24 protein-coding genes and 1 tRNA gene are annotated in these 22,173 nt (G+C 43.9%); 11 read left to right on the top strand and 14 right to left on the bottom strand.

What is annotated here, in order from left to right:
* Window positions 1-178 precede the first annotated feature (178 nt).
* The gene (locus H6G14_RS20455) at window positions 179-382 is read left to right on the top strand and encodes a hypothetical protein (RefSeq protein WP_190569144.1); all 204 of its coding nucleotides are present in this window, start codon (window positions 179-181) and stop codon (window positions 380-382) included.
* A gap of 21 nt (window positions 383-403) precedes the next feature.
* On the opposite strand, the gene H6G14_RS20460 is transcribed toward H6G14_RS20455, so the two are convergent.
* From H6G14_RS20460 to trxA, 3 genes are all read right to left on the bottom strand, one after another.
* Complete coding sequence (locus tag H6G14_RS20460) at window positions 404-1,267, bottom strand: isocitrate lyase/PEP mutase family protein (protein WP_190569145.1); 864 nt, start codon at window positions 1,265-1,267, stop codon at window positions 404-406.
* 371 nt (window positions 1,268-1,638) lie between these two features.
* On the bottom strand, window positions 1,639-2,304 hold the full coding sequence (locus tag H6G14_RS20465) for a nitroreductase family protein (RefSeq protein ID WP_190569146.1): 666 nt from the start codon (window positions 2,302-2,304) through the stop codon (window positions 1,639-1,641).
* A 341-nt stretch (window positions 2,305-2,645) separates the two neighbouring features.
* Window positions 2,646-2,978 carry a thioredoxin gene (trxA, locus tag H6G14_RS20470; protein ID WP_190569147.1) on the bottom strand — a complete coding sequence of 111 codons (333 nt, stop codon included), beginning with the start codon at window positions 2,976-2,978 and terminating at the stop codon, window positions 2,646-2,648.
* Window positions 2,979-3,054: 76 nt separating this feature from the next.
* On the opposite strand from trxA, the gene H6G14_RS20475 reads away from it, so the two are divergent.
* The 4 genes from H6G14_RS20475 (at window position 3,055) to H6G14_RS20490 (ending at window position 7,183) form a co-directional block, all read left to right on the top strand.
* Window positions 3,055-3,393, top strand: coding sequence for an ArsR/SmtB family transcription factor (locus tag H6G14_RS20475; protein WP_190569148.1), 339 nt, complete (start codon window positions 3,055-3,057; stop codon window positions 3,391-3,393).
* Window positions 3,394-3,481: 88 nt separating this feature from the next.
* A complete protein-coding gene (locus H6G14_RS20480; protein ID WP_190569149.1) occupies window positions 3,482-3,730 on the top strand; it encodes a hypothetical protein in 249 nt (82 codons plus the stop codon).
* Window positions 3,731-3,877: 147 nt separating this feature from the next.
* Entirely contained in the window at window positions 3,878-6,118 is a 2,241-nt protein-coding gene (locus H6G14_RS20485; RefSeq protein WP_190569150.1) for a CHASE2 domain-containing protein, read from the top strand.
* Between the two features lie 39 nt (window positions 6,119-6,157).
* On the top strand, window positions 6,158-7,183 hold the full coding sequence (locus H6G14_RS20490; protein WP_190569151.1) for a VOC family protein: 1,026 nt from the start codon (window positions 6,158-6,160) through the stop codon (window positions 7,181-7,183).
* 76 nt (window positions 7,184-7,259) lie between these two features.
* Here H6G14_RS20490 and H6G14_RS20495 read toward each other — a convergent pair whose 3' ends face one another.
* The 3 genes from H6G14_RS20495 to H6G14_RS20505 form a co-directional block, all read right to left on the bottom strand.
* Window positions 7,260-7,610 (bottom strand): DUF1257 domain-containing protein, encoded by a 351-nt coding sequence (locus tag H6G14_RS20495; RefSeq protein WP_011321426.1) that lies wholly within the window; start codon window positions 7,608-7,610, stop codon window positions 7,260-7,262.
* A gap of 144 nt (window positions 7,611-7,754) precedes the next feature.
* Window positions 7,755-9,266, bottom strand: coding sequence for a stress-responsive protein Ycf46 (ycf46, locus tag H6G14_RS20500; RefSeq protein ID WP_190569152.1), 1,512 nt, complete (start codon window positions 9,264-9,266; stop codon window positions 7,755-7,757).
* 89 nt (window positions 9,267-9,355) lie between these two features.
* A complete protein-coding gene (locus tag H6G14_RS20505) occupies window positions 9,356-9,703 on the bottom strand; it encodes a slr0373 family blue light stress response protein (protein ID WP_190569153.1) in 348 nt (115 codons plus the stop codon).
* Window positions 9,704-9,896: 193 nt separating this feature from the next.
* On the opposite strand from H6G14_RS20505, the gene H6G14_RS20510 reads away from it, so the two are divergent.
* Entirely contained in the window at window positions 9,897-10,472 is a 576-nt protein-coding gene (locus tag H6G14_RS20510) for a hypothetical protein (protein WP_190569154.1), read from the top strand.
* Between the two features lie 72 nt (window positions 10,473-10,544).
* Here H6G14_RS20510 and H6G14_RS20515 read toward each other — a convergent pair whose 3' ends face one another.
* The 4 genes from H6G14_RS20515 to H6G14_RS20530 all read right to left on the bottom strand — a co-directional run bounded on the left by H6G14_RS20515 (window position 10,545) and on the right by H6G14_RS20530 (window position 13,949).
* A complete protein-coding gene (locus H6G14_RS20515; RefSeq protein ID WP_190569155.1) occupies window positions 10,545-12,098 on the bottom strand; it encodes a metallophosphoesterase family protein in 1,554 nt (517 codons plus the stop codon).
* Window positions 12,099-12,185: 87 nt separating this feature from the next.
* Window positions 12,186-12,395, bottom strand: coding sequence for a hypothetical protein (locus tag H6G14_RS20520; RefSeq protein WP_190569156.1), 210 nt, complete (start codon window positions 12,393-12,395; stop codon window positions 12,186-12,188).
* Complete coding sequence (locus H6G14_RS20525) at window positions 12,392-13,366, bottom strand: YegS/Rv2252/BmrU family lipid kinase (RefSeq protein ID WP_190569157.1); 975 nt, start codon at window positions 13,364-13,366, stop codon at window positions 12,392-12,394. Before H6G14_RS20525 ends, H6G14_RS20520 begins: the two co-directional genes overlap by 4 nt.
* 130 nt (window positions 13,367-13,496) lie before the next feature.
* The gene (locus H6G14_RS20530) at window positions 13,497-13,949 is read right to left on the bottom strand and encodes a YraN family protein (protein ID WP_190569158.1); all 453 of its coding nucleotides are present in this window, start codon (window positions 13,947-13,949) and stop codon (window positions 13,497-13,499) included.
* Between the two features lie 247 nt (window positions 13,950-14,196).
* Here H6G14_RS20530 and nrtS point away from each other — a divergent pair, with 247 nt between their 5' ends.
* Window positions 14,197-14,439, top strand: a complete 243-nt coding sequence (gene nrtS / locus H6G14_RS20535) for a nitrate/nitrite transporter NrtS (RefSeq protein WP_242053495.1) — start codon at window positions 14,197-14,199, stop codon at window positions 14,437-14,439.
* A gap of 29 nt (window positions 14,440-14,468) precedes the next feature.
* Here nrtS and H6G14_RS20540 read toward each other — a convergent pair whose 3' ends face one another.
* From H6G14_RS20540 to H6G14_RS20550, 3 genes are all read right to left on the bottom strand, one after another.
* Entirely contained in the window at window positions 14,469-14,903 is a 435-nt protein-coding gene (locus H6G14_RS20540) for a hypothetical protein (protein ID WP_190569159.1), read from the bottom strand.
* Window positions 14,904-15,005: 102 nt separating this feature from the next.
* Entirely contained in the window at window positions 15,006-15,839 is an 834-nt protein-coding gene (locus H6G14_RS20545) for a polysaccharide deacetylase family protein (protein ID WP_190569160.1), read from the bottom strand.
* An 83-nt stretch (window positions 15,840-15,922) separates the two neighbouring features.
* The gene (locus tag H6G14_RS20550; protein ID WP_190569161.1) at window positions 15,923-16,642 is read right to left on the bottom strand and encodes a GDSL-type esterase/lipase family protein; all 720 of its coding nucleotides are present in this window, start codon (window positions 16,640-16,642) and stop codon (window positions 15,923-15,925) included.
* A gap of 230 nt (window positions 16,643-16,872) precedes the next feature.
* Between H6G14_RS20550 and pds the strand changes: the two genes are divergently transcribed.
* The 4 genes from pds to H6G14_RS20570 all read left to right on the top strand — a co-directional run bounded on the left by pds (window position 16,873) and on the right by H6G14_RS20570 (window position 20,985).
* Window positions 16,873-18,312, top strand: a complete 1,440-nt coding sequence (gene pds, locus H6G14_RS20555) for a 15-cis-phytoene desaturase (protein WP_010996000.1) — start codon at window positions 16,873-16,875, stop codon at window positions 18,310-18,312.
* Entirely contained in the window at window positions 18,296-19,228 is a 933-nt protein-coding gene (crtB, locus tag H6G14_RS20560; RefSeq protein ID WP_190569162.1) for a 15-cis-phytoene synthase CrtB, read from the top strand. Before pds ends, crtB begins: the two co-directional genes overlap by 17 nt.
* A 153-nt stretch (window positions 19,229-19,381) precedes the next feature.
* Window positions 19,382-19,473: transfer RNA gene (locus H6G14_RS20565), tRNA-Ser, on the top strand.
* Between the two features lie 186 nt (window positions 19,474-19,659).
* On the top strand, window positions 19,660-20,985 hold the full coding sequence (locus H6G14_RS20570) for an ABC transporter substrate-binding protein (RefSeq protein WP_190569163.1): 1,326 nt from the start codon (window positions 19,660-19,662) through the stop codon (window positions 20,983-20,985).
* A gap of 132 nt (window positions 20,986-21,117) precedes the next feature.
* Here H6G14_RS20570 and H6G14_RS20575 read toward each other — a convergent pair whose 3' ends face one another.
* On the bottom strand, window positions 21,118-21,939 hold the full coding sequence (locus tag H6G14_RS20575; RefSeq protein WP_422394090.1) for a RodZ family helix-turn-helix domain-containing protein: 822 nt from the start codon (window positions 21,937-21,939) through the stop codon (window positions 21,118-21,120).
* Window positions 21,940-22,173 lie beyond the last annotated feature (234 nt).

Genomic DNA, 22,173 nt, shown 5'->3' on the forward strand with positions numbered 1-22,173 from the left:
TAAGGCAATACGCTTCAGTTCAGATATGGGAAAACATCACAAAACCTCGGTACTGCTGGGTTTTGTTGCTTGAATGTTACTCCACTCAAGGTAATATTTGGAGATGGCAGGTTAATTGAACACAAAGGCAAGATGTTGAGCCTAGCTCATCTTGCCATAGTCGGGAAATAAGAATTATTTGACCGAACAAAAAAAGGATACAAGCCCCTCTCTTGCGAAGTTCAGAGCGGAGGTTTCCTCCGCTCTGAACTTCGCGCTAAATTTATTTATGGCGAAAAAAAGAAGTGAAACAACATTAATTCAAGCACCCGGATTTATCCGTGGGGTCTTTAATTTTGAATTTTGTTGGCGCAGCCTTCCCGAAGGGTATTTTGAATTTTGAATTGGAGCAAAGCGACTTGACTTACGATTTAAACTTTTGTTCCATTTGCAGAAATTGGGGAACGCCGACAAGGGCTTGAAAATCTTGAAAGTTCACTATGTCAGTAAAATTAGCTGTGGTTCCCTGTTCTTTGATATGACTTAAGCAAGCTGTTAATGTTTGCGTTACTGCCAATAAACCAGTAAGGGGGAAAAACACGATTTTAAAGCCTAAATCTTGTAGTTCTGATGCGGATAGTGGAGGAGTTTTACCTCCTTCAACGATATTGGCTACTAGGGGTGTGTGGGGGAAAGCAGAAGCGATCGCTTTCAATTCTGCCACAGACTGGGGAGCTTCCACAAATAGTATATCTGCGCCTGCCTCAATGTAAGCATGACCACGGGCGATCGCTTCCTCTAAACCCAATGGGCCACGGGCATCGGTACGAGCAATAATGACTAAACCACTGTCACCCCGCGCTTCTACTGCTGCACGAATTTTGCCAGCGTGTTCAGATGTGGGTATAACTCGCTTCCCTTCAAAATGTCCGCACTTTTTCGGCCATTCTTGGTCTTCTAACAATACACCCGCCACACCCAACTGCACAGCATCCTTGATAGTCCGCATCACATTTAAAGCATTGCCATAGCCAGTATCTAAATCGGCAATGACGGGAACACTTACAGACTGAGCAATACGCCCCACACTATAAAGCACTTCCGTAGCTGTGAGAAAACCGTAATCTGGCAAACCCAAAGTAGATGCAGCAATACCAAAGCCACTGGTAGCCACCACATCAAAACCGATATTTTCAGCCAGTTTGGCACTCAAGCAATCGTAGATACCAGGAATTACAATAATTTCAGGATTTGCAAGTAACTGCCGCAGTTTGTGGCTAGAAGACATATAACAATACAAATTACGCAACAGTTTGAGGATACAACAAGGGAATAATTCGTAATTTGTAGTTCGTAATTCGTAATTAAAGAGGACTTCAGCAACGAGACTTTGTGTGTACGCCAGGTATAGCTGTTGATGGTTGACTGTTGACTGTTGACAGACTTGAAAGCTTTGTATTGTCAGGGTTTTATCTTTGCTTGATGTCCTAATCTATCTGGCTACGCCTATAAAAGCGATCGCATTCGCAAAAATACAGTCATTTCTGTTAAATGTTTTACATCAGTAGCAATTTAGAACAAGGGAGGAAGCAGGGGGCAGAGGAAAGAATCCAAGATTTTCCCTTGCCCGAATTCTTAACTTTTCCCCCTCCTTACTGCCTAACCTACATAGGGATTATCAATTCTGTCTACAGAGACGTTGCTAGACAATGGCAGACGACCTGGATTTAAGCGAGGTTCTGCTGCATAGCCTACAGGAACTAAGACAGCGATCGCTAAATCAGAATTATCCGCCGCACCAATTACTTCTTTTACTTGGTCTTCAATCCAGCCGTTCATAAAGCAGGTGGATAAGCCTAAACTTTCTGCTGCTAATACCAAATGGGTAGCGGCAATAATTGCATCCTTAATTGCATATTCCCGGCGCTTATCTCCCAGTCCTGCTTGAAATTGGGGAATAGCATTTTTAAAATAATTCACAGTCCCTTCATTCCAAGCCCCAGTGGCCAATGCTGTTTCAAAAACCGGGGTTAAGTCTCCTTCACCTACGCTAGAATCGGCGGCGAAAACAAAAGTTACAGGTGCTTCGATAATTTGTTTTTGGTTCCAAGAGGCGGCGGAAAGGGCTGCTTTTTGCGCCTCATCTTGCACCAAAATAATTCGCCAATCTTGAATGTTAAAGCTACTGGGTGCGGCTACAGTCAAGTCTACTAGCTGTTTCAGCAATTCTGGGGCAATGGGGTCTGTTTTAAAAGTTTTAATCGAGCGACGCTGAACAATAGCGCTTGGTACATCTAGAGGTTGAATCTGGGTAATCGTACTCACAATATTTCCCCTGTGTGTAATTTTATAACAATTAGGCTCTAGGCTCTTTAGGTGTAAAAGTTTGCCTGCCAGTAGATTACAAGAATTAATAGTTATTGGCTAGTAATGGGGATAGGTAATAGGAAATTGGTCAGTTGTCAGTTGTCAGTTGTCAATAGTTTTTCTCCCTGCCCAGTTCCCAATCCCTAATCCCCAGTCCCTAGTAGTCTGCCAAGAGAACTTTGCAAGGTTAATAGCAGCAAAAAAAATCTCTTTCTCCCCCTGCTCCCTCTGCTTCCCCTGCTCCCCCTGCTTGCCCTAGCCCAGCAATTTTGGGTTGGTGAACTACTAGTCCCCTGGACTTACCCTTCTTGAATATGCTGTGTTAAAGTCTTAGTCAATGTAGTCTTGGAAACAGCGCCTACTACTGTATCAACTTGCCTTCCTCCCTTAAACACCATCAGCGTAGGAATGCTACGAATACCATAATGGCTGGCAACGGTGGGGTTTTGATCTGTATTCAGTTTCACTACCTTGATTTGTCCTACGTATTCGCTAGCCACTTCATCCACAACCGGCGCTACCATCCGGCAAGGGCCGCACCAAGGGGCCCAAAAGTCCACTAGAACTGGAACGTTGCTATCCAGAACTTCTTGCTTGAATGTGGCTTCTGTGACATTTGTAATGGATGACATATTACTTGCCCTTAATTCGTTTATTCGATATTATCGAATAATAAAAATATAATTCATTTTCAGAGATAATGCAACTATGAGATTTCTGTATCATCCAGACCGAAAAGATATTTCTTTACCAGGAGTGTTGTATGCCTTAGGTGATCCAGCACGATTGGAGATTGTGCGGTTGTTAGCCAGCAAGGGGGAACAGTGTTGTGCTGAGTTTGATTTTGCGATCGCCAAATCCACCATGTCTAACCACTTCAAGATTTTGCGAGAATCGGGAGTAGTTTTGACCCGTAAAGAAGGGACACAGCACATCAATAGATTGCGGCGTGAAGACTTAGAGGCGTTGTTTCCTGGTTTACTGGATGCAGTATTGCGATCGGCTCAACCGTTGTTGACTTGTCAACCATCAGCAATTGTTAAATAATATCGAGCAGTTGTGGTTAAATTGAACATCAAGTATCATGCAACCTATTTACCCTATTAGCAGAGATGCTTGCACGGAGGATAAAAGAATGAGGGTTTGGCTTGCTTGTTTTGTGGTTTTGTTTGCCCTAGCAGAGTTATTTGATTGGGTGAAAGGATTTGCCCTACCATTACCCATTTACATACTTGGTGGGGCTTTCTTGGCTGTTGCTTCCAACTACGACAAGATTATTGGCTACTATTTCACTGATGTAACCATCAATGCTTCACTCGAAGAACCTCAATTGAATTTACCATCCCCAACTTCTAATTTGGTTGAAGAAGATGAAGGAGCGTAGTTAGTAGACTGGGGGAGATGAGAAATAGTAGTTGACCCATGATTAATAACTAATGACTATCGATCGCCTGTAGTCGGTAACTTGCTAAATTAAAGGAAGCTTTAGTTGGTCAGCTTGTAACAAAATTTTGGCTACTGCCCCAATCCCGTGATTATTGGAATATCAAACAAACTCCGCGCTGCTTTCATTAAGGATAAAAGTTACCGTGACACTGCTGTTCACAAGAACTGGTGGCAAATAATTTTAGTCACTAGTTTGGGAGTCACGGCTTTGGTGTGGGGAGTTAGGGAACTGAAATGGTTACAGTCTTGGGAATTAAAAGCTTATGATCAGATGTTGCGATCGCGTCCTGCTGAACCACTTGATCCCCGAATCTTACTAGTTACAATTACGGAAGAGGATTTAGCAAAAAAAGGTTGGATTTTAGCTGATGATACCATCAATCGACTCTTAACTAAACTCGCATCCTATCAACCCCGTGTAATTGCTCTCAATGTTTACCGACCAGAGCAGACAAATCTAGGGGCGGGACTGGAAAATCCTACCAATATTATCAGCGCCTGCTTATCAAGCAGTATGGGTAGGTCAGAAGTACCACCCCCGCCAAATTTCCCGCCGGAGAATATCGGCTATAACGATGTTATTTCTGATATTGAGGAAGACCAAGTTGTTCGCCGTGCTTTGGTGTTTTCTGAAGCCAATGATAGTAAATGTGCGACACAATTCTCAATCGCAGCTTTAGCCGCAATTACCTACCTAGAACAAACAGGTATTCACGTAGACTTTAAAAAACATCAATTTTATCTTGGTAAAACCGCCTTTCCCATCCTGACACCTAATTCTGGTAGTTACAAAGGTGTGGATGCTAAAGGTTATCAAATATTACTCAATTATCGTCATCCTAATCATTTAGCTCCAACATTCACCCTGACAGAAGTTTTAAACAACCAAGTTAACCCTAACTTAGTCAAAGACCGTTTGGTAATTATTGGCACGACTGCATCTAGTATTCATCCAGGTTTATACACACCCTATAGTGCAGCAAAAGGTCAACCAACCAGAACCCCATCAGTTTTGATACATACACAGATTACTAGTCAGCTACTCAGTACAGTATTAGATGGGCGACCTCTGATTTGGTACTGGCCTGACTGGGCTGAACTGGTTTGGCTGTGGGCTTGGTCATTAGTGGGTGGCCTTTTGGCGTGGTGGCTCAAGCATCCTTTACTAGTCGTCGTCGTTGTGGGTATAGCCTTAACGGGTTTGGTAGTAATTTGTGCTGGTTTGTTCCTAAAAGCTGGGTGGATACCCTTAATTCCACCAGCTTTAACTTTAGTTATGAGTGGGGTGAGTGTGATGACTTATAGAACTTACCGCACTCAGCAACAAACTAAGGTAATCATGTTGCAAGTGGAGAAACAACAGGAAGTAATTGAGCAGTTAAATATCCTTTTGAACGAAGCGACAGCAATAGCAGATACTACAGCGTTCCATGACCAACACTCTCACCATGATTCTGCTGTGATCACACCCAGAAAAAACGCTGATGATTTATTACTGGGTGGTCGTTATTCCATTTCCAGCGTGCTTGGTGCTGGTGGATTTGGTCGCACATATCTAGCACAAGATACTCAAAGACCAGGGAATCCTACTTGTGTGGTCAAAAAGTTAATGCCAGCACGCAAGGATACAAAGTTTTTGCAAGTGGCGCGGCGTTTGTTCATTACAGAAGCAGAAATTTTAGAATCCTTGGGTCAGCATCAGCAAATTCCGGCACTGCTGGCTTATTTTGAAGTGAATGAAGAATTTTATTTAGTAGAACAGTATATTGCTGGGCATACTTTGCATGAGGAATTACCACCTGTCACAGGTTTACAGAGCGAAGCTTTTGTCATAGAAATGCTCAAAGGAGTTTTAGAGGTTTTGGCATTTGTACACGAACATCGGGTAATTCATCGGGATGTGAAACCAACTAATATTATTAGGTCGGCGGAAGATAATCGTTTAGTATTAATTGATTTTGGTGCAGTCAAGTTGATGCAGCCGCCAACTGATCAAAAAACAGAATTAGCTACGGTAGCCATCGGCACCCGTGGCTATGCACCACCAGAACAATTTGCAGGACATCCCCGTTTGGCTAGTGATATTTACGCTGTGGGGATGATGGGGATTCAAGCACTCACGGGGATATTACCCCAAGAACTCCCACCAGATCCAGAGACGGGGAATGTGATGTGGCGGAGTCATGCCACAGTTAGCGAAGAACTAGCACTAATTTTAGATAAGATGGTGCGCTATCATTTTAGCGATCGCTACCAATCTGCTACGACTGTCTTACAAGATTTAAATCGCATTTCTAGCTTGATACAGACATCATCCATTTCCTAAAGTGTAGACTAGTCTAGGCAAGATCAATATGAATTTGGCATGACTCAGGGGCAAGAAACAGCGATCGCAGGTATATATGAAGTATGTATAGGCGTTCCCGATCCCATTTTTGCGATTCAATATTGGGAGCAATTTGGCTATCGGATTGGTCAAGTCGGTGAATTACCCCAAGCCGCCGCGTCTCAATTGTATGGGGTAAACTCTGGTTTGCGATCGATTCGCTTGTATCACCAAAATGCAGATCATGGTTTGATTCGGTTGATGGTTTGGCAAAACCCTACAAATCCAGGGTTGGGTTTATCATCCATGAAAATCAAGGGTAATCGCTGGGCTACTAGCTTAACTGCTGATATATTAACTGTCTTAAATCACGCAGAAGATGCAAAATCCTCTGGTTGGGCGGTAAGGTACAGTTACCCTTATTGGGAAGTCATTTATAACAAAGAGAGAAAAAGCCGTCCTTTTATTGATCAAGCTGTGGGAGTGAGAGAAATGTTACTCTTGCAACCCTTGACTCGTCAGGTATTGTTCCAACGATTTGGCTATACTCTACCCCATTATGGAGAAATTAACCAAGCCAGCACATTTAAGACTAGCCAGTTTACCCATATGGGTATTATTGTTCAAGATGACAGCAAGGAAAGCCTGAAATTTTATGAAGAGGTTTTGGGCTTGTTGCGTGTGCGTGATGATGTGGAAACTAGTTATGAATCTTCACCAGCCGGTCGGGATTTATTTGACCTGAAACCAGGGGAAAAGTTTATTGTCACTACCTTTGATGACCCCCGTTCTTCCCAGTCTGACTTGATGGCTGCACGTAGTGGGAGACTTTATGTTATTCGCTTCCCTGAAGCCATGAATTTAGAGTCACGCTTTGAAGCTTCCCAGCCTGGTAGCTTGGGGATGTCTCTTTACACTTACCGCGTACGAGGATTGGCAACATATAGCGATCGCATCAAGTCCAGTCCTGTACAAAAGTTTACTAGTATTATTGAAAATGAATTTCGAGAAAAAAGTTTCTCTTTCATTGCGCCAGATGGTTACTTTTGGAATTTGCTGGAGTAGAAGAAGCATAAAAAAAGCGGGCTAACCGCTATGATGTGGTTAACCCGTGCAGCTTTGGGAACGCGCAGAGAAATTGTTATTGCAATACCAACTTCACATTGGCGTTTTGTAAACCGCGCTGTTTTACTTCAGCCAAGGTTTTGTTAACAGCATATTTTTGGTTGATGGAGTTGATCAACTCGGTTTGGTTGTGCTTTTTAGCAACGCCCCACAGGTCAGCGATTAGGTCAAAAGAACCATCGCTGTTGCGAGACCAACCTAGATCATATTCGCCGTCCAAAACTGCAACGATGTCGGAGCGAACGCGCTGACCATTGTAACCACGAACATCAGCTTCAGTCTTTACGCTGATGCCCAGGTCGCGCAAGGAAGCTTTGAGGATTTCGGCATCGGTGATTTTGGTGCGGAGAGTGCTAAAGTGAGACATTTGGGTTTCCTCCAATGAGAAGATTGAGAAAAAAGGACAACGTTTGTTTTCAGGGAAGCCGCGCATAATGTGGGAGCGGCTTTTTTCTCGTAACTGCTAGCTTTTTTGGGCTAGCCTTTCCCCCTGGGTTAGCAGGGAAAGCTTTTAAAACTCCATGCGCTGGTATTCAGCGACGGAGGCTGCGGCGGGTCTTGCCCTCTGTCTAGCCCAGTCTCTTAGGGCTGTTACCTGTTCTTGCATCGTGCGAGACAGTGGCAATGTAGCTTTAAGCGCAGCAATAATATCTAATTGGGTGAACTCGCGGTCTTGGGCAAAGGCTTCGTACATTGCCGCAACTAACGCTTGTTCAATTTCTGCCCCGGAAAAGCCATCGGACATCTTGGCAAGTTGCTCCAAATCAAACCGGGTGATGTCTTCACGGCGTTTATTCAGGTGGATCTTGAATATATCACTCCTTTCTTCAGGTGTGGGCAGATCCACAAAGAAAATTTCATCAAAACGGCCTTTCCTCAAAAATTCCCCAGGTAAGCGTTCTACTCGGTTGGCTGTCGCCATAACGAACACTGGAGATTTTTTCTCCTGCATCCATGTGAGGAAAGAACCAAATATTCGGCTGGATGTACCGCCATCGGAATCACCAGAACCTGAACTACCAGCAAAGGATTTATCCAGTTCATCGATGAAGAGAATGGCTGGTGAGATAGATTCTGCTGTTTTCAGGGCATTACGCAGATTAGCTTCACTCCGCCCCACCATTGAGCCGTCGTAAACTCGCCCCATATCCAAACGCAACAGTGGTAAACCCCACAGGCGGGATGTTGTTTTGGCGATTAACGACTTACCGCAACCAGGAACCCCTAAAATTAACATCCCTTTTGGTTGGGGTAAGCCATACTCTCTAGCTCTTTCTGTGAACGCATTCGAGCGTTGTTTGAGCCATTTTTTTAATTCTTCTAAGCCACCTACAGCATCAATGGTTTCATCTTCTTCGATGTATTCTAAGATGCCATTACGCCGAATTAGTTGCTTTTTCTCAGATAGAACTATATCTACTTCTTCTTCGGTTAAACGCCCTGTAGTTACTTGGGCTTTGCGATATACTTTCTCAGCTTCATCTTTGGTTAAGCCCAAAGCTGCTCTGAGGAGCTTTTCCCTCGCTTCTGTGGTCAAGCGTCTGCCACGACTTTGGTCTAAATGGTGAGTTAAAACTTTGTTTAACTCAGACATATCTGGTAGTTGGAAATCTAAAACGACTACTTCTTTTTCCAGTTCTATGGGTACTTGCTGCATCGGCGACATCAAAATGATGTTCTTTTGCATACCCTTGAAGCTGGCGATCGCATCTCGTAATGACCTTGTAGTCGCGGGAGCATCAATAAATGGATGTAAATCTTTAAGAATAAATATACCAGGTTCTTTCTGCCGGATGATCCAGTCTATTGCTGCCTCTGGCGAGACAGTATTATGTTGACCGACATTCCGGGGTTGACCATACTCCACGATGCCATGAGTTACTGTCCAAACAAAAACTCGGCGTTGGGGCCTTAACACTTGGGCGATTGTGGAAATTGCCTGCTCTGCCCGCTCTTCCTCGGAGGTCACAAGGTAGATTAGTGGGTATTGAGCTTGAATGAGAATGTTGAGCTCTTCTTTCATAAATCGACCTTCTTGAGACCCTAGTACAGTAAAGACATCGTTTTGTTGGTGACAACAACAGAATTATGACTTCCTTATCTAATTCCTATCTAGCAAGGAACCAATTCTTCCTCACCCTTGGGATGGGTTTCTGCTTCAGTCATTTCATCAATGGGAAGATGGTCTTGACCAATTAGCCCTGGTTGGTTTCCTAAAGCCACCAGTTCCCCATCACGTAATACTAATGAACTTTCACAATTAGGACATGAATAAACTTTGTGAGTTCGTCCGTAAGCGGCAGCCTCTAATTCGTCAACTAAATCTGAGTTAGTTAGGTAGAAATCAAGGGCGCGTTCAGCAAGTTCAGACATTGGTTCGGAATCAATGGCCGAACGAATCTTCAGCTTTTTGTGCAGTTCTGGCGATAGATATAACGTAACCTTTTGCTTAGTTTGCATATAACTTTTCGATGGCCTTACCCGGGTATGTATATAACGGTATCGACTACCGTCTTGGTTGTCAAGACGGTAAAACGCTTTGACGGCTATTTTGTTACTTTTGTTTACATTTGATCTTGGTTTGTTACAAAGACCATGACTAATTTAAGTTATTTAAAAGACTAAACTATTAATTAGCTCCCAATTGAGACAAATGACTAAAGCTATCTTGAAAATCCTATATATACAAAGATTTCCAGTTTTAGAAAAATGTGGAATTATGTCTACATTAGTAGTAAAAACCTTGAGATTGATAAAGGCTTTTTATACCAAAACTACTTATGTTGGTACAGCGATCGCTTTGTTGTTGATTCTGTACGCTTGTTCTACCCCGGTTTTCAACGTCACAGATATCACATGGAAAACTTACAAAAATGCTCGCTATGGCTTTGAGTTTCCCTATCCCAGTAACTGGAATGCTTTAGCAACGCCAACAAACGCTGATGGTGTTGTTTTGGTGTCACCCAAGCGCAACTCAGTAGAAATTCGAGCCTGGGCGAGTAATCAACTAATAGAATCTCCAACCTCAGAGAAAGATAACTTTCAAACCAGTCAAGGTTTAACTGGAATATTAGGGATAGAAGCGAATGATTCTGTCAGTTCAATGACGCTAACACTGACGCAAAACCAAGTTAAGTATAGCTGGCAAGGACGAAGCCCCAGTCAAGAATTTCCAAATTACTATCCGCTATTTTATTACATAGCCCAGCAGTATCGGATTTCTCGGTAAAGGGGATTGGGGATTGGGGACTGGGGACTGGGGATTGGGGATTGGGGATAAGGGGTAATGGGGATTGGGTTTTCAGATAATTAAAGGCGGAAGCTCATAATTGTGCCAGTGACGCTGATACCATTCAGCGACTAAAGGACGGACGATAAATTTTGGTTGCTCATCGCCTGTCACATCAATACGCAAACAAGAATAGGGACGGTGCTTTTGGGAACCGTGACCATTGCGACCAACGAAGAGATGCGATCGCGCTATTAATTTACCATCTTCTATTAAATCTGCGCCTTCTTGACGCTGGCGACGCAGGCTGTAGCCACTCCCACCGCAGACAATCCAGTGTATATTCGCGTCACCGTGTCCGGTGTCGAAGGTTTGCAGATATTCTAAACAATGAGCGTGACCGTTCAATACTAAATTTACTAGGGGACGACCTTGATTAATATCACCTATCTCTTGCGCCACTGCATCCAATACGTCGCGTAGGCGGCTGCGAATCGCCAGAGTCTGTGATTGTAACCATTTGGTCGCCTCAGTGACATAAGGAGGATGATGGAAATAAATTACCCTTCCCCGTACTGCTGGATTATTCCACGATGCAATTAATCTCTGCTTAAGCCAGTCTAGTTGTTCGGTGTCAGTCTGTGCTGGTTGAGAATCAGTAGTTAATTGCTTGTCGATATCAACAATAATTTCCTCAATTTGAGACACATTTGAGTGCAGATCATCTAAACGTTCCGCTTCGCTGGGGTTATCTGGGTTCAATTTGGCGGAAGTTTCAATCATCTGCATCTTCTCGCGCTCTAACTCGTCCCGGCGCTTGGTTAAAGTTGCGCGATCGCTCTCGCCTTGTCTGGTTGCGGGTAAAGGCTCTGGATCGTTAAATGTATTAGAATCTAAGGCGAAAAAATCTATCCCACCATAGCGAAAAGTATAATAACGATTGGGAAGGCGAGTAAAGTTTCCTGGTTGATAAACCAAACAACGCCCTGTGTCGGTCTTGGCGGTGTAATGTTGATCTAAATGACGGGGTAAATCTCCTGGTAGTTGTAACCCTTTGAGATAATCGAGGAAGGCTTTGGCATAAGCTTCACCTGTACCCGAACCACGAAAACCAACATCAATATCTAAACGCGATCGCAATAAATAGCGAAGCGGCCAAGTAGAAACAGACAATAAACTTAATAAAACGGGCAACTCATAATAATCATGATTTCCCGGTACAGGTAGAATCGGTAACTTAAACACCATCTTGTCGTAAGCAATCTGTCGGGGATTCTCTCCCCCAACAATCAACTCACGATAGGGTTGGATAAAATTTGGTTTGTAGTATTCACTAGACCCCACCAGATAAATGACATCGCCAGTATGCAGGAGAAAATTACAGTCTTGATGATGGGGTAACATCAATTCCGCTACTTGGCGCTGGGGATTGTGTCCCCGATGTTTCCCGGAACCACTATCACCAACCACTAAAAAAGAGAATTCCCCATCTCCCCTTTTGCCATCCTCAATTTCTAACCGAGTTTGGTCAATATTCCGTGCCAATATTAACGGGTCTTGCCATCGTACCCGTTGCTGCATCTTGCAAATTTTTTTAGGTATTGCTGGATCAGAGACTAGTTTCAATAATATTTACTCCTTGTTGACTGATGACTGATGACTGTTGACTGTCAACGGCTATCATGAGACGTTTTTTATCGGAAAAAGTTAGGTTTAAAACCTCGCCCCTAGTGGGCGTACTCCTTTCCTGCGGAACGCTACGCGAACGGAGAAGCAAGCTACGCGGTAGCGTCTCGTCAGAGAAAAAATCCTTGTTTCCCAAGGTAGGTAGAAACCCCACTCACAAGGGGTGGCTGTCTTTAATTTTGAATTTTGTTGGCGCAAGCCTTGCCGTAGGCTATTTTGAATTTTGAATTGATTCATGGTTCTTCGGCTGGTTCTTTCAGTTCAATAGTCAAATTGGGTAATCCCTCTAGTTTCTCCACTAGCTCCTCTTCTGGTGCTGAAGGAACAAAAATTTTTAAGGCTGCTGGTAAACATTTAATATCAACTGGAGTCTTACCCACAACCTCACCATCAATTACTACCTTTTGTGGTGGGTCTGCTGTGATTTTAAACTGTTTGGCTCGTAGATAACCGATATCATCGCGCTCGGCGGCGTTTCCCGAAGAAGCAGACTGAAACAGATGATAAGTAGCAGCGATCGCCCCAGCTTTGCTATTAGGCGCTACGATTGTTAAATCTAGTAAGCCATCATCATAAATAATGCCAGCCGGCCCCTGAGCTAAAACAGAAGTAGGAGGCGCAGCATTGGCCACTGTCACCGCCGCCGCCGTGGTTTTGATGATTTTGTCTTCCGTTTCGATTTCTACATCAAAACTTTCCAACTCTCTCAACTCTTGAAAGCCAGCCATGATATACGCCATAATCCCAAAGCGTTTCTTTGATTCCCTGTCGGCTCTTTCCACAGTTTCCGCCTCAAAACCGATGCCTGTTAACAATATCATTGGCAGGTCATTACAATAAGCTACATCTACATTGCGAGTTGCTCCCTGCAAAATTGTCCGACAAGCGGCATCAATTGTATCAGGGATTCCCAACGCAACTGCAAAAGCATTGGCTGTACCCCGTGAAATAATTCCCAAGGGAATATCAGTCCCAGCCACAGCCACAGCCGCAGCAGATAATGTACCATCTCCCCCTGAGGCAATAATCGTCTCTACTCCCCGTTCTACGGCTTCCTGTGCCAGTTTATCTGCGCCGATTTCCTCTGTTGTCAGGTAAATATCTAGATCCATTTCTGGTTCTAGGATGGCTCGAATTGCTGCTAAATCAACTTCTGGATCACCCTGACCAGCAACTGGGTTAAAAATAAGACAAGCGGAACGATTCATATTAAATAGTAGATCAGTTGCGATGGCACTGCGCCCAGCGTCTATATTCGCTGAAGCTCCAACTTATTCCTAGCATTTTTGGGCAATTATCACTTCCCTCTTGTGGTAGGTTAGCGTTTCTTTGGAACCATCAATTAGTACAGTCAAAAGCCGCCGGAATATATTCTTGCAACTGAAATTTATATTCTCCCATTGAAGAACTAGTTACAGATTCCCGACTGATAGATAACTCAGGATGCTGTTTAGAAATTATCTGATAAGAAACAATCGCCACATCGAAGCGACAGATATACTCAGCTTTATCAGGATATTTGGCTAAAAATATTCTTGCTGTCCGCTCAATTTTTGTTTGCTTTTTCAGTGTAATTGCACCTCGTCCTCCATCATCCCAATTACCTGGACTACGAGTTTTAACTTCGACAAATGCTAGTATATACTCTTGATTATTTCTAGTATGTTGGGCGATGATATCAATTTCGCCCCAACGGCAGGAAAATTGACGATGTAAAATTATCCAACCCGTAGATTGCAACCATTGGGCTACAAAGTCTTCGCCTAAGTTAGCAATATTTAAATGTGACATAAAATAATGGCGTTGCATAAATGCGGGATGAATTGAGACTTTTGTACAAAGCAGAATATTGATTCTACCCTGCGGGAACGCCTTGCGGCGAATGCATCTTTGCGCCTACCCTTCGGGAACGCCAAGGGCGAATGCGTGAGACAAAAATCATCCCACTAATCAGCAACGTCAAAATAATTTAAGAATCTAGAGTTTTTATAGTCACTTGGGCTGGGAGTAGGGAGTAGGTAATGAGGACTGCTGCTATATGGCGAAAAAGATTAGTTTTTTGAAAGGATATTTTGCCAGCCTAATTGAGCCGAAGTTTGTGCCGACTGCGTTGAAGGTTGCGGTTGTTGTTGGCTCTATTTTATTTATTATCAATCATGGCAGGGCTTTATTGCAAGGAAATATGGGAAGCGATCGCTGGATTTCTGCTGGTATAACTTATCTAGTACCATACTTTGTTAATATTCATGGTCAATATATTAGTGTTCATCGCCATAAATAAATCTGTATAAAACTTTGAACCTTGAATTGTTAAAGCCATTGTCCGCCTCGAAAACGCCAACGGGGAAATATAATTCGCATAATGCTTTGGGAAGCAATAAAAACTGCTAACCAAACCACGCTGTAGTGCATTAAAAAAGCATCGATTGGTATTACTTCTTTAGGGATAGGTAATGGTAAAAAGCCAAAAATTTTGGCTCCGCAAAAAACAAATATTAATTCCCAAATACCAGCCATGAGTTGATAAGCCGCCGGCCAATCCCGATCCCAACGGAACTTTTGTAGGTAGTCATAAAGGACATCCCACCCTAAACCAAAAATTGCGACATAAGCTAGTATCCAAAAATAAACAGAATTAGCACCGGGGCCGATTAAACCCATTGCAAAAGGCAAGGATACTAATACACCGATAGTAGCAAGTAATAAAAGTCTAGTTTGCCAACGACCAAATAAAGTTGGAGTCATAGAAGTAATGAGTACGAAAGATAGTTTATATTTTTCTCATGTAAGTTGAATCTGTATCGCTCACTTACTAATTAGTAATAATGAATTTCATGCACAATTTTACTACGGCTTCGTTTCTAATAATTCGGGAACCGTCACAAATTTGTAACCTTGTTGTTTCAGTCCACTAATAATCTGTGGTAGGGCTTTTACTGTTCTTTGGCGATCGCCTCCACCATCGTGCATCAAAACTATATAACCAGGTTTTGCACCTTTGACAACGTTTTTCACAAATACTTCAGGTTTAGCGCGGGGGTCTGTGTCGGCTGAAGTCAAAGACCACATGACCACAGCGTTTTTCTGGCTTTTAGCGTAAGCGGCTAGTCCATTGTTTAAAACTCCTCCAGGGGGACGGAATAAATGAGTTTTCACCCCTGTAGTTTTGTAGATTAGGTCGGATGTGCGTTCAATTTCGCTCTTGGCTGTGGCTTCATTCATGCGTCTATACCAATGATGCCAAGTATGATTACCAATAGCGTGACCTTCAGCTACCACTGTTTTAGCTATGTCGGGATTTGCTTGTATAGCTTGGCCTACCCAAAAGAATGTCGCTTTAATTTGATTTTGTTTAAGAATATCCAAAATTTCTGGCGTGGTTTTTTGCCACGGCCCATCATCAAAGGTGAGAGCAATCACTTTCTCGTTACTATTGGTTTGTACCTTATAAACTGTTTTCCCTTGATATTGAATCGGTACAGTAAAGGTCAGCTTGTCTAATTGAGGTGGTGGCGGCGATTGGGGTTGATTGGGAGGAACGGGTAAATCTTGGGTGAGTATTACAGGTTGGTTTTTATGGGAAGTTACAAGAGTACCCACTGTAATAGAACAAGTTACCAAAAAAGTGGCAATCGCCATCACGCCAAAATATTTTTCCCTCTTTAGGTGGTTGTTGGTCATGTCAAGATTCCCAAAACTCACCCTATGATAGGCGAATATTTTTTATCTGGAGAAAATTGACATTAGTGATTTCCTCAATCCCATCACTTTAGCTGATAGTCCGGTCGGGTATGATAACCAGCTAAGGCTTCCCAATGAATCACATCTTCCAACAGGGATTGATAACCCAGGGTGTTGGGATGAAGACCATCTTCAGTTAAACGTTTGTTACGCCAAGCGTCACCGCGCGCCATCCATTGGTCGAAAATATCTAAATAGGGAATTTGCCGTTGATTGCAAGCAATTCTAGTTGCTTCTTTGTAGCGGTATTGATCGGCATGATTAAAATAAAAGCAATTCAAAAAAGGCATTTTAGCTTCATCTACCGGCACCATCCCCACAAATAGCACAGGACAAAGTTGCTGTGCTTGGTCGAGTAAGGAAGCGATTTCCGATTCAAATAAAGCGAAATCTGTACAGTTACGTCCATTCAGACGAGTTAACCGCGCTGAATCGTTAACGCCAACGGAGAGGATAATTAAGTCAGGGACACGATTTCGCAATTCGCCACGATGCCGAAATTCCACCTCTAACCTTTGTGCTACTTGCTGGGTGCGATCGCCTCTGACTCCCAAATTGTACAGCACATGACCAGAGCTATCAGGCAACATCCACCAGCGCCGCAGCTGCTCCACCCAACCCCCCTTTTCTGGGTCACCGAAGCCGTATACTAAACTATCCCCCAGTGCGATAATCTTCAAAGGCTGACATTGAGTTGGTGATAAGGACAGCTGCATTGAGGAATAAGCGGGAAATGTTTGCATCTTAAAAAGACTGTATTTTATATCTTTACAAGATTCTATACATTTCTACACCATTACGGTGTATATTTTACTTCTTTTGTCCCGAAAAGCTCCCTGCCTCTTTTGACGAAGAAAGGCTGTATAAACTTTTTTCTAGAAGCGATCGCACAATTAGTGCCAAATGTAACGGATTGCAAAGTATAATGAGAACGGCAAAACCATTAAGAAATATTGAAGAACAGTAGGTTTAAATGCGAGTAGCGATCGCTGGCGCTGGTCTAGCAGGACTTTCCTGCGCGAAATATCTCACGGACGCAGGTCACACTCCCATAGTCTTAGAGCGTCGGGACGTATTGGGTGGCCTTGTGGCGGCGTGGAAAGACTCTGACGGCGACTGGTACGAAACCGGGTTACACGCCTTCTTTGGGGCATATCCCAATATGCTGCAATTACTCAAGGAGTTGGGCATTGAAGACCGACTCCAGTGGAAAGAACATACACTGATTTTTAATCAACCAGATAAACCCGGAACACTCTCACGTTTTGATGTTCCTGATATCCCCTCTCCCTTTAACATCATTGCCTCGATCCTTCGCAACAACGATATGTTGACCTGGGAGCAGAAGATTAGGTTCGCCATTGGACTGCTTCCAGCCATCGTTCGAGGCCAGAAGTATGTCGAGGAAATGGACAAGTACAGCTTCTCCGATTGGTTGAAAAGGCAAGGTGTGGGTGAGCGGGTAGCAAGTGACGTGTTCATTGCTGCATCTAAGGCTTTAACCTTTATTAATCCCGATGAAGTTTCCTCCACAATTCTATTAACAGCCCTAAATCGCTTTCTGCAAGAGCGATATGGCTCCAAAATAGCCTTTTTGGATGGTTCTCCCACAGAACGACTGTGCCAACCAATCGTTGATTACATCACCGAACGGGGTGGAGAAGTCAGGCTCAACGCCCCACTAAAAGAGATTTTGCTCAATCCGGATGGTACAGTAAAAGGGTTCTTGCTGCGCGGGTTAAATGGAGAACCAGATGAAGTGATTACGGCAGACTTTTACGTGTCAGCTATGGCAGTTGACCCATTGAAAGTTATGTTGCCACAACCTTGGCAGCAAATGGAGTTTTTCCAGAAGCTAGAAGGTTTAGAAGGCGTACCAGTAATTAACCTCCATCTGTGGTTTGATCGGAAATTAACAGACATTGATCACCTGTTGTTTTCGCGATCGCCCCTCCTCAGCGTTTATGCTGATATGAGTAACACTTGTCGTGAATACGCTAATCCCGACCGCTCAATGCTGGAATTAGTTCTAGCCCCTGCCAAAGACTGGATTAGTAAATCTGACGAGGAAATCGTCTCTGCTACTATGGTCGAGTTGGAAAAACTCTTCCCCGACCACTTTAAGGGCGATAATCCAGCAAAATTGCTGAAATCTCACGTCGTAAAAACGCCGCGTTCAGTTTACAAAGCGACTCCTGGTCGTCAACAGTACCGTCCAGCCCAAAAAACCCCCATTGCCAATTTCTTTTTAAGTGGGAGTTACACCATGCAGCGCTATTTAGGCAGTATGGAAGGGGCCGTACTTTCTGGTAAGCTAACAGCGCAGGCGATTTGTGAATCGCTGCCAGAGGACAACACCTCAAACCTGCAAACGCTAACCCGACCGCCTGCAACGAATGCTGCAACTGCCTGATTCCCCCCCGCGCATGAAAACGCTGGTCTCTGTAGACGAGTCATATAAACTTTGTCGGCATCTCACAGCCAAGTATGCCAAAACTTTTTACTTGGGTACATTGCTGATGAGTCCGGCAAAGCGCCAAGCCATCTGGGCAATTTACGCCTGGTGTCGCCGTACAGATGAATTAGTGGACGGGCCCGCATCCGCCATTACTACGCCAGAAACCCTAGACCTATGGGAGCAGCATCTGGAAGCGATGTTTGCGGGACACCCCAAAGAAAATTACGACGTAGCCTTGGTGGACGCAATCCAACGCTTTAACCTAGACATTCAACCCTTTCGGGACATGATTGCCGGACAGCGTATGGACTTACATCGCAGCCGCTACCAAACCTTTGAGGAGTTATACCTCTACTGTTACCGCGTTGCTGGGACTGTAGGGTTAATGTCAACAGCCGTGATGGAGGTAGATAACACCGCCAACACAGCACCTTGGCATCAAAGCAAGCCACTATATATTCCCACACAAGAAGCGATCGCCTTAGGTATTGCCAATCAACTCACCAACATTCTCCGGGATGTTGGAGAAGATGCCAGACGAGGACGAATTTACATTCCTCTGGAAGATTTAGCACGATTTAACTACACCGAGCAAGACTTCTGCAACGGCGTTGTAGATGAGCGCTGGCGCTCCCTCATGCGCTTTCAAATAGAGAGAGCGCGGCAATTCTACACCGAAGCAGAAAAGGGCATCACTCACCTGGCCCCCGATGCTCGTTGGCCAGTGTGGGCGGCTTCTATGTTATACGGTCAAATTTTAGATGTGATTGAACGCAACGATTACGATGTCTTCAGTCAACGCGCTTACGTCCCCCAATGGAAAAAGTTACGCACCCTACCCATAGCTTGGATGCGATCGCAAGTTCTCTAAACATTAGTCAATAGTCCAAAGTCAACAGTCCACAGTAAAAACTAATGACTAATGACTAATGACTAATGACTAATGACTAATGACTAATGACTAATGACTAAAAACTATTTGACATAAACAAAAATAGCTGTTATTATTTATTCTTGTCACCTTGGAGAGGTGGCTGAGTGGTCGAAAGCGGCAGATTGCTAATCTGTTGTACGGCAGGCAACTCCGTACCGAGGGTTCGAATCCCTCCCTCTCCGTTTTTATGGCTTTTTAACAGGATTTTAGTGTTAATAAAAAACACTGATATTAGGGGTAAATACTTCTATATCTAAAGGTGGATGTTATCATTTAACATTTAGAGTCCTGTTAAGATTAAGCTAACTTAAAATTTAGTTTGAATCTTACTTTTAGGCTCCCGCATCTTTGAGGAGTGAAAGTAATCTATGCAAAGAATTAGTGCTGCCCTCAGTTTAGGTTTAGCTACCTTCACCGCAGGTTTTCTTTTAGCAGCTTGTGAAACAAGTAATACCACACCTAATGGCGCAGCTAACAATGGCGCAACTAGTACCCCAGCCACAGACACCACTGCGGCCAGTGGTGGGTCAGGGCTAAAAATTGGTTCTCTCCTGCCAGCAACAGGAGACCTAGCATCCATTGGACAACAAATGGCTGCGGCTGTTCCCTTGGTAGTAGAAACAGTCAACGCCTGCGGTGGTGTCAATGGTCAGCCTGTGAGTTTGGTGGCTGTAGATGACCAAACAGACCCGAAAGCAGGCGCGGCTGGTATGACTAAACTAGCAACTGTAGATAAGGTTGCAGGCGTAGTCGGCTCTTTTGCTAGCAGCGTTTCTACAGCTGCTGTCTCCATCGCTGCCCAAAATAAAGTCTTACTAATTTCTCCTGGTAGTACTAGCCCCGTATTTACCGAAAAAGCCCAGAAAGGCGATTTTAATGGCTTTTGGGCGCGGACAGTCCCCCCTGATAGCTATCAAGGCCCAGCTTTAGCCGAACTCGCCAACAAGAAAGGTTTTAAGCGAGTTTCCACCATTGTGATTAACAATGACTATGGAGTTGGTTTTGAAAAAGCATTTGTCCAAGCCTTTGAGAAACTCGGTGGGACTGTAGTTAACAAAAATAATCCTGTACGTTACGACCCCAAAGCAACCACCTTTGAAACCGAAGCGGCGGCGGCTTTTGCTGGTAAGCCAGATGCAGTTCTTGGTGTTTTCTACGTAGAGACTGGTAGTTTACTACTGAAATCAGCCTATCAGCAAGGTGTGGCTCAAGGTGTACAAATCATGCTGACAGATGGCATGAAATCCGATGAATTTCCGGCTCAAGTTGGTAAAACTGCTGATGGTAAATTTATCGCCTCTGGCATCATTGGCACAGTTCCTGGTTCCGATGGTAAAGGATTAGAAGCCTTAACAAAGCTTTGGCAATCGAAAAAAGGCAGTGCGCCAGGAGAATTCGCACCCCAAGCATGGGACGCGACAGCATTGTTAGTGTTGGCAGCCCAAGCCGCCAAGGAAAATACTGGTGTGGGTATTGCTGGTAAAATCCGTGAAGTATCTAGTGCGCCTGGTGTGGAAGTTACTGATGTCTGTGAAGGGCTGAAGTTACTCCAGGAAGGCAAAGATATCAACTATCAAGGAGCTAGTGGTAACGTTGATATTGATGCGAATGGTGATGTCGTCGGTGTCTATGATGTTTGGACAGTAGGCGACGATGGCAAGATTAAGACCATTGACAAAGTGACTCCTAAGTAGTTGAAAGAGGCTGGAATGGGAGGACATTAATCCCAGTCAACAATCCAAGGTAAAAGTAAAAAGGCAAAAGTCAAAAGAAAAAATCTTTTACCTTTTTACTTTTTACTTTTTTATCCCCAGTCCCCAATTCAACTAGAAGCCAGAGAAATTGTAACCGACACCTATGAGTAAACCGATATCAGTGCTATCGAAGAAGCCAGCATTGACGGCGGCTGTGGCGGTAAATTGAGCATTTAGTGGCACGTCAATACCACCAGAGGCTAAAAACCCTACTTGGGAGTCATCACCAGTTTTAATGGCTGCACCAATACCGATGTAAGGTGCGATCGCTAGAGGTTCACTAAAAGCGTCTGCGGCTTGTAGGGTAAAATCATAGGTGATGGGAACTAAGATTGTGGTGTTACTTCCAAACACTGCTGATGGTCTAACGGAAATAGCATTCGTCAACCCGATTTTGCTAATGGCTGCGAAGTTACCATCACTCAAAGATGAGTCATCACCACTTATACCAATATTACCCGCAACACCAATGTAGCTTCTACCGCCACGAGTTGGTCTACCGGGGTCAATATCTGATTGTGCAATTGTGGATGTAGATGATGGTATAGCAGATGGTTGAGTAGAAGATTCTACATATTCAGGTGCTAGGGTAGCTGATGTAGTGGCTACTGTACCAGGAACAGGTGTGATGATGCGAGTAGCTGTATCCTGTGTATTAACACTGGGAAATTGCTGTGCTTCAGTTGTCGCTGATACGGAGTTAGCGATCGCCGAATCTTGATTTTGTGCCTCCGTGTTTGCTGATACGGTTGCAGAAGATTCAGTTAACTGTTGACTCTCAGCAGGACTAACTGTTTGAGCCTGAGCAGAGAAACTAGTACCAACAACTGCCAGAGCAGCTAAACCTGGCAACAACAAAAATTCTTTACGAATAAAAATATTGTTCACGTTCACTCCTAACAAATTAGGTTCCACAATAGATAATTCTAGCAATTGCTCTAAATTCCGAGAATTTCTAGTAATAAGAAAACTCTAGCACCAGAAAATCTATTGTCACATCCTTATATAGGTGGAAATAGGGAATCAACACCGTGTGCAACTTTTTTCAAACCTAACCCCCAACCCCTTCCCTACAAGGGAAGGGGAGCAAGAATTAAAGCTTCTACGCCACTTGCTACAACACGGGGA

The sequence above is a fragment of the Nostoc parmelioides FACHB-3921 genome (assembly GCF_014696625.1).
GTDB lineage: Bacteria > Cyanobacteriota > Cyanobacteriia > Cyanobacteriales > Nostocaceae > Trichormus > Trichormus parmelioides.

Bases quoted from the DNA above. Each gene is read 5' to 3' on its own strand.
- H6G14_RS20460 (WP_190569145.1), bottom strand. From the start codon at position 1,267: ATGTCTTCTAGCCACAAACTGCGGCAGTTACTTGCAAATCCTGAAATT.
- trxA (WP_190569147.1), bottom strand. From the start codon at position 2,978: ATGTCATCCATTACAAATGTCACAGAAGCCACATTCAAGCAAGAAGTT.
- H6G14_RS20475 (WP_190569148.1), top strand. From the start codon at position 3,055: ATGAGATTTCTGTATCATCCAGACCGAAAAGATATTTCTTTACCAGGA.
- H6G14_RS20480 (WP_190569149.1), top strand. From the start codon at position 3,482: ATGAGGGTTTGGCTTGCTTGTTTTGTGGTTTTGTTTGCCCTAGCAGAG.
- H6G14_RS20490 (WP_190569151.1), top strand. From the start codon at position 6,158: ATGACTCAGGGGCAAGAAACAGCGATCGCAGGTATATATGAAGTATGT.
- H6G14_RS20495 (WP_011321426.1), bottom strand. From the start codon at position 7,610: ATGTCTCACTTTAGCACTCTCCGCACCAAAATCACCGATGCCGAAATC.
- ycf46 (WP_190569152.1), bottom strand. From the start codon at position 9,266: ATGAAAGAAGAGCTCAACATTCTCATTCAAGCTCAATACCCACTAATC.
- H6G14_RS20505 (WP_190569153.1), bottom strand. From the start codon at position 9,703: ATGCAAACTAAGCAAAAGGTTACGTTATATCTATCGCCAGAACTGCAC.
- H6G14_RS20510 (WP_190569154.1), top strand. From the start codon at position 9,897: ATGACTAAAGCTATCTTGAAAATCCTATATATACAAAGATTTCCAGTT.
- H6G14_RS20520 (WP_190569156.1), bottom strand. From the start codon at position 12,395: ATGAATCAATTCAAAATTCAAAATAGCCTACGGCAAGGCTTGCGCCAA.
- H6G14_RS20525 (WP_190569157.1), bottom strand. From the start codon at position 13,366: ATGAATCGTTCCGCTTGTCTTATTTTTAACCCAGTTGCTGGTCAGGGT.
- H6G14_RS20530 (WP_190569158.1), bottom strand. From the start codon at position 13,949: ATGTCACATTTAAATATTGCTAACTTAGGCGAAGACTTTGTAGCCCAA.
- nrtS (WP_242053495.1), top strand. From the start codon at position 14,197: ATGGCGAAAAAGATTAGTTTTTTGAAAGGATATTTTGCCAGCCTAATT.
- H6G14_RS20540 (WP_190569159.1), bottom strand. From the start codon at position 14,903: ATGACTCCAACTTTATTTGGTCGTTGGCAAACTAGACTTTTATTACTT.
- H6G14_RS20545 (WP_190569160.1), bottom strand. From the start codon at position 15,839: ATGACCAACAACCACCTAAAGAGGGAAAAATATTTTGGCGTGATGGCG.
- H6G14_RS20550 (WP_190569161.1), bottom strand. From the start codon at position 16,642: ATGCAAACATTTCCCGCTTATTCCTCAATGCAGCTGTCCTTATCACCA.
- pds (WP_010996000.1), top strand. From the start codon at position 16,873: ATGCGAGTAGCGATCGCTGGCGCTGGTCTAGCAGGACTTTCCTGCGCG.
- crtB (WP_190569162.1), top strand. From the start codon at position 18,296: ATGCTGCAACTGCCTGATTCCCCCCCGCGCATGAAAACGCTGGTCTCT.
- H6G14_RS20570 (WP_190569163.1), top strand. From the start codon at position 19,660: ATGCAAAGAATTAGTGCTGCCCTCAGTTTAGGTTTAGCTACCTTCACC.